General features: G+C 73.3%; 5 protein-coding genes. 3 read left to right on the top strand and 2 right to left on the bottom strand.

Annotation, left to right across the window (positions count from 1 at the left end):
- Positions 1-59 precede the first annotated feature (59 nt).
- Entirely contained in the window at positions 60-479 is a 420-nt protein-coding gene (locus tag KBX53_RS26480; RefSeq protein ID WP_030332772.1) for a YbaB/EbfC family nucleoid-associated protein, read from the bottom strand.
- A gap of 93 nt (positions 480-572) precedes the next feature.
- On the opposite strand from KBX53_RS26480, the gene KBX53_RS26475 reads away from it, so the two are divergent.
- From KBX53_RS26475 to KBX53_RS26465, 3 genes are read left to right on the top strand one after another with little or no spacing between them, the layout of a single operon-like run.
- Positions 573-905: a hypothetical protein gene (locus KBX53_RS26475; protein ID WP_167337304.1), complete on the top strand. Its 333-nt coding sequence runs from the start codon at positions 573-575 to the stop codon at positions 903-905.
- On the top strand, positions 902-1,963 hold the full coding sequence (locus KBX53_RS26470) for a WXG100 family type VII secretion target (RefSeq protein ID WP_030332776.1): 1,062 nt from the start codon (positions 902-904) through the stop codon (positions 1,961-1,963). The genes KBX53_RS26475 and KBX53_RS26470 overlap by 4 nt, the downstream gene beginning before the upstream one ends.
- Positions 1,964-1,977: 14 nt before the next feature.
- Positions 1,978-2,883: a hypothetical protein gene (locus tag KBX53_RS26465; RefSeq protein WP_030332777.1), complete on the top strand. Its 906-nt coding sequence runs from the start codon at positions 1,978-1,980 to the stop codon at positions 2,881-2,883.
- Positions 2,884-2,975: 92 nt separating this feature from the next.
- Here the strand turns inward: KBX53_RS26465 and KBX53_RS26460 are convergent.
- Positions 2,976-3,506, bottom strand: a 531-nt coding sequence (locus KBX53_RS26460; protein ID WP_210862243.1) for an aldo/keto reductase, incomplete at its 5' end; no start/stop codon positions are given.

Genomic DNA, 3,506 nt, shown 5'->3' with positions numbered 1-3,506 from the left:
GCGGGCCACGGTGTCCCGCAGCCGGGCGGCGATCTCCGGCCAGGTCGGCGACGGCGACGTCACGCCGGTGCACCCGGCAGGCGGTCGTCCAGCCGTCCGAGCCGGGCCACCGTCTCCTCCAGCCGGCCCAGCGCCGAGAAGTCTCCCGGCGTGCCGAACAGGTCGCCGAGCCCCGCGCCGAGCGCGACGTCCAATCCCTCGGTGTGCTCGTCGACGTGCGCGGAAGCGACCTCGCGAGCCCGCCGGTACGCCTCCAGCACCAGTTCGGCCACGCCCTCCGTGCCGGCGCGCAGGGCGGCGGGCGCGAGGGTGAGGCCGGTCAGCGCGCCGGTGGCGTCGACGGTCGCCGAGACCAGTCCACTCTCGTCGGCGGCGGTGCCGGACAGCTCGGCCAGATCGTCGCGGAGGCCGGCGAACCGGCGCTCGATGTCGGCGATCCGCCCGGCGAGCGCGTCGAACGCCGACGTCGGGTCCGTCATGAGATTCCTCCCCGTGGATCGTGCGACCGGGTGGTGCCCGGCGGCCGGGAGATCGTATCGTCGGTGCGCTCGACTCATGGGGGGAGGAACGGCATGGCACCGGATATCGATGTGGACGTGCTGGCGGTCCGTCGACTGGAGACAGCCGCCAAGCAGGTCGCCAGCTCGCTCGCCGCGCTGGAGGGGCAGATCGTCTCGGCCGGCGACGTGCCGTCGGACGCGTTCGGTCATCTGCCGTTCGCCAGCGACATGCTCCGCGACAAGTACACCGAGCAGGTCACCGGCGGCAAGGAGCTGTTCGCCGCCGCGAACGCCGCGTTCGGCCGGGTCGCGAAGGCGCTGGCCGACACGGTCGAGGCGTACGAGGTCAACGAACGGGACCTGGACGCCGGGTTCAAGGCCATCCAGGCGGGACTGCCCGGATGAGCGGCCCGGCTGGCAGCGCCGTTCAGCTGTGGAACGGTCTCGACAGCGCGCTCTCCGGTGTGCAGGACGCCGTCGACAGTGTCTGCCGGACCCTGGCGTGGCCGCTGATCCAGCTCGTCGACCTGGTCGACGGTGAGCCCGCCGTGTTGCGCGCGAAGGCCGCCGAGTGGGACGCGCTGGCCACCCAGGTGCGCGACCTGGCGCAGGGCCACCGCGGCACCCGGGAGTCCGCGCAGGTCGGGTGGCGCTCACCCGCCGGTGTGGCTTACGGCCAGCGGTTGGCCGATGTGGAGCAGCAGCTCCTCGACGTCGCCGAGCAGTTCGCCGCGACCGCGGAGTACCTGCGCAGTGTCGCCGACGGCCTGCAGACCGTGCACGACGTGCTCGTGGACCTCTGCGTGGAGTTCGTCAACTTCCTGCTGGTGACGCTGGTGACGGCGTTGCTGATGGCGCCGGTCACCATGGGCGCGTCCTGGGCGGCCGGGGTGGGCGTGGCCGTCACCAGGGGCCTGATCGTGGTCACCCGGATGCTGAAGGTCATCCGGCCGCTCGCGGTGCACCTGCAGAAGGTCATCCGCCTGCTCCAGCGGGTCCTGCTGTACCTGCGCAAGCTGCGGACGCACCTGGACAAGCTGGTCGACATGCAGAAGGCGCTGCGCACCGGCAAGAAGTACGCCGACAAGCGCCGCGCCGCCGGCAAGCTCGACAAGTGGCACCACAAGTTCCTCGACCCCACCAAGGGCACCTACAAGCTGGGCAAGTCCGGTTCCCCGTTCGACATGGGCGCCCTCGACCGGGCCGCCGCGTTGCGGGCGCACGGGGTCGCCGACGGCGCCCGGGTGATCGCCCGGGACTGGGCGACCAACCTGCCGTGGAACGTGCCGAACTCGGTCGTCCACGGTGTCACCTGGGGAACTGTCGCGTTGACCAGCGGGCTCTCCGTTCCCGGCAGCGAGCAGGTCGGCGACCAGATCGACCAGGCGGTGCAGAGCGGCGCGGACTGGATCGACCAGAATGTCTTCGGGCAGCCGCCGGCAGACCAGCCGGCGGGCCGCTAGGGAGGCGACGGGTGATGTCAGGGGAGCGCGGGCGGCTGGGTCGGTTCACCGACGCGGTGCTCGGCGGCGCGCGGGCCGCCCGGGACAAGGCCCGCGAGCTGCGCGACGAGTTCCGCACCAGCGACGAGCCGGAGCGCGCCCTGGTGGCGCCGCTGCTGACCGGCCAGGAGCTGCGGTACGTGGGGCTGGGGCCGGTGCGCATGTCGCAGACCCACCAGGCCGGTCGGCAGCTCGCCGACGACGTCGGCGCGGAGCTGGCCGAGGCGCTCGACCCGAAGGTGCTGTTCGGGCTGCTCAACATCGTCAACCCGGTGGTCTGGGTCGACGCGGTGCTCACGCCGGTGCGGCTGGCCGCTGGTGTGCTGATGCTGCCCGGCAGCGCCGGCGCCCTCGCCGCCGGTGTGTCGGAGTCGGCAGCGCCGGAGCCGAACCTGCCGCAGCAACCCGTGCAGCGGGAGCCGATCCCGCTCACCGAGGAGCAGGAGGCGTTCCGGGCGTTGTTCCGGCTGAGCCAGTACCGTCCGCTGGCCGAGCAGCTCGCCGAGATCGCCTACCGCCGCCGGTACGTCTTCAGCGGCGACCTCGCCACCCTCGCCGGCAGCCTGCTGCTGTTCCTGGAACGCTACAGCGGCACGCCGCTGGCGGTGACCGACACCCACCTGCACCTGCTGCGGATGGGCCCCCGCCCGGACGCCGACCGGCCCGACCGGCGTCAGCCGCGGGTGCTGTGGAGTGTGCGCCGCGACCGGGTGATCCGGGTCGACTCCGAGCGGGGAGCGAGCGGCCTCGTGCAGCTCGCCTCCACCGTCTTCTTCGACGACGGCTCGTGGATCCGGCTCACCCAGCCGGCGCTGCGCGACGACCAGTCGCGTTTCCTGACCGCGATCCAGGACCTCCCCGGCAACCGCCCGACGCCGTGACCCGGCGCGCTGATCAACAGTGACCCGGCCGGCGGGTCAGCAGTGACCCGGGGGCAGGCGAAGCCGGGATTCTCCGGCGCGTCGGGCGCCGGTCAGCCGTCGCGTTCGGGGTAGCCGACCGGCACCGCGGAGACGTCGTCCAGCGCGGTGGTGATCTCCTCGGGCAGTGTGATCCGTTCCACCTGGAGCGCGCCGAGCAGCTGCCCCACCGTCCGGGCGCCGAGGATCGGCGCTGTCACGCCGGGCCGGTCCCGGATCCACGCCAACGCCACCTCCAGCGGCGACACCCCCAGCCCACCGGCCGCGGTCGCCACCGCCTCCACGATGCTGGAGCAGCGCGGCTCCAGGTACGTGGCGACGAATGGTTCGAAGTGCGGCGACGCGGCCCGGGAGTCGGCCGGCCGGCCGTGCCGGTACTTGCCGGTGAGCACCCCCCGGCCCAGCGGTGACCAGGGCAGCACGCCGAGGCCGAGCGCGTCGCACGCGGGCAGGACCTCCCGCTCCACGCCCCGCTCCAGCAGCGAGTATTCGACCTGGGACGCGACCACGGGCGCCCGCCCCGGCCAGGCGGTCTGCCAGGCGGCGGCCCGCGCGGTCTGCCAGCCGGAGAAGTTCGACACCCC

The sequence above is a fragment of the Micromonospora sp. M51 genome, from assembly GCF_018070305.1.
Classification (GTDB): Bacteria; Actinomycetota; Actinomycetes; order Mycobacteriales; family Micromonosporaceae; genus Micromonospora; species Micromonospora parva.
Note: the sequence above shows the minus strand (reverse complement) of the source record. Positions and strands in the feature narration are given on the sequence as shown.

Coding starts and splice junctions, on each gene's coding strand:
- KBX53_RS26470 (WP_030332776.1), top strand. CDS start 902: ATGAGCGGCCCGGCTGGCAGCGCCGTTCAGCTGTGGAACGGTCTCGAC.
- KBX53_RS26465 (WP_030332777.1), top strand. CDS start 1,978: ATGTCAGGGGAGCGCGGGCGGCTGGGTCGGTTCACCGACGCGGTGCTC.
- KBX53_RS26475 (WP_167337304.1), top strand. CDS start 573: ATGGCACCGGATATCGATGTGGACGTGCTGGCGGTCCGTCGACTGGAG.
- KBX53_RS26480 (WP_030332772.1), bottom strand. CDS start 479: ATGACGGACCCGACGTCGGCGTTCGACGCGCTCGCCGGGCGGATCGCC.